Raw genomic sequence first — 2,327 nt, 5'->3', positions numbered from 1 at the left:
ATGCACTTATTTTTTCTTCTTTTTTCTCTTTTGTTTGATTATTTAAAATAATATTAATTTGTCCGTTTGTTTTATATGTGACTGCTTGATCTCTTTCCAAAGATGTTCACCTCACAATCTGTAACGATAAAAGCAACTAAAATCATTTCGTGTACCTCATGTCCACAAAATGTGTTACCCTCTATGTTGCTATTCCCACCTTTTTAAGGTAAAAAGAGTTTAACTCAACTGAAATGTATATATCTACTAACCCATTACACAATTTCCCAAAAGCGCTTCATACTTGTTATACTAATACAAGTGTAGAAGAAAACAAGTTGTAACGAATTTCCGTGAATCCTGTTGAATTTTGCGCTTTCCCAAGAAATATCCATTCCTTTATATATATTCATTTATTTGAAATTTAAAACTAATTGACTCATTTTTGAAGTATTTTCTTTTTGAGGTAAGTTGGGGTATATATAATGAAGGAGCTGAAAAATTTTATTCAGCTCCCTTTGTTTGTACTATTATTCAAGCTCAAGCTGTATGTTTTTCTGAGGTGCGAATGTTGAAATCGCATGCTTATAGATGAGCTGTTGTTTTCCCTCAGTTTCTAATAATACTGTAAAATTATCAAACCCTTTAATCAGGCCTCTTAATTGAAAACCATTTAATAAAAATACTGTTACGAACGTTCCATCCTTACGTAATTGATTTAAAAATTGATCTTGGATATTTACTGCTTGCTTCATGCTTCGTCCTCCTCTTTTCTCTATACTTTAAATTATTCGATTAAAGTTGAAGCTTTCCTGCTATATATGTAAAAATTTCCTCAAGCTTTTCATCATGATTTACTGGTGGAGTCATATCAAACCATTGAACATCCATCTTATTACGAAACCATGTTAATTGTCTTTTAGCATATCTTCTTGAGTTTTGCTTTAAATTGTTTATTGCATCTTCATACGATGTTTTCCCATCAAAATAATCATAAATTTCTTTGTATCCAATTGCTTGAATCGCTTGAGTATCGCGAATTCCAGCATCATATAGCCCTTTAACCTCGTCAATCAACCCTTCATCAATCATTAGGTCAACACGTTGGTTAATTCGCTCATATAATGTTTCTCTATCCATTGTTAAACCGATTAAAGCTACATCATATAACATATCTTGATTTTGATTTCTCAGATATTCTGACATTGTTTTGTTCGTACAATGAAAGATTTCAAGGGCACGAATCACTCTTCTACTATTGTTTGGATGGATTTTCTCAGCACTTTCAGGATCAATGTCTTTAAGTAACTCATGTAATGCATCTTCACCTTTTATGCTTAATTGTTCTTCTAACATTTTACGATATTTTGGGTCAGAAGGAACATCTGAAAAATTGTAATCGTATAAAACAGATTGAATATAGAGACCTGTACCACCAACTATCATCGGGAATTTATCCCGTTCAGTTATATTATCAATTAAAGGTCGAACTGTTGCTTGGAATTCTGCCACCGAGAAATCTTCATCAGGATTTTTTATGTCGATTAAATGATGTGGAACTCCTTGCATTTCTGTTTCTTGTATTTTCGCTGTCCCTATGTCCATCCCCCGGTAAATCTGCATTGAATCGCCACTTATGATTTCTCCATTCAGTCGATGTGCCAATTCTATGCTCAACTTTGTTTTACCAACTGCTGTCGGTCCAATGATGACAACGAGTTTCTTTTTTTTCAAACATAATCACTCTTTCAAGGTCATTTGATTCTACGATCATCATCTTACCACGAGCAATTCCTGAACACCAGATCATTGTATCCTATTTAATGAAATTGTAAACAGTGATTTCCATATATTTGCAATAAAAATATATAGTTTACATAATATTTTTATTGCAAATATGAGTCCTACCAATAGGACTCATATTTGTTTATTACGGCTTTTTACCTTATCAACTAATTTAATAAAATTTAATAACAAATCAAATGGCCAGAATAAGCTTGTTAGGATAATCTCATAACGCTTTAACTCTTTGAGTTTATACACTGAATAAAAAATCCCAATCATCATATAAATCAGTAGTTCAAGCATAAAGATGTTCCTTTCTCTTTTTGGTAGTGTATTCAGTTTTATTAGGTTATGTTCCTAAAATGCCTTACTCTTTAAAACCTCTGTATTAGCTGGTAAATGTAGAACTCTGCCTTCACTTGAATGTACTGGATTGCATCAATTCATCATCAATACATAAAAAAACAGTCCTTAACTACATTTAGTAAGAACTGTTTTAACTGACTTTTTTCCTGATGACATTTCAAAAAATTATTTTCGTTCATAAAAGAACAAGCTATGAT

General features: G+C 31.8%; 2 protein-coding genes. Both read right to left on the bottom strand.

Annotation, left to right across the window (positions count from 1 at the left end; all coding sequences use genetic code 11):
* Window positions 1-509: 509 nt before the first annotated feature.
* Window positions 510-734, bottom strand: coding sequence for an RNA chaperone Hfq (gene hfq, locus HU235_RS16850; RefSeq protein ID WP_095302327.1), 225 nt, complete (start codon window positions 732-734; stop codon window positions 510-512).
* Between the two features lie 40 nt (window positions 735-774).
* The gene (miaA, locus tag HU235_RS16845; protein WP_174880957.1) at window positions 775-1,713 is read right to left on the bottom strand and encodes a tRNA (adenosine(37)-N6)-dimethylallyltransferase MiaA; all 939 of its coding nucleotides are present in this window, start codon (window positions 1,711-1,713) and stop codon (window positions 775-777) included.
* Window positions 1,714-2,327 lie beyond the last annotated feature (614 nt).

Origin of the sequence: Metabacillus niabensis, from assembly GCF_902829255.1 — a bacterium.
GTDB classification, from domain to species: domain Bacteria; phylum Bacillota; class Bacilli; order Bacillales; family Bacillaceae; genus Metabacillus; species Metabacillus niabensis.
This window is presented reverse-complemented; position numbering and strand designations above follow the sequence as displayed.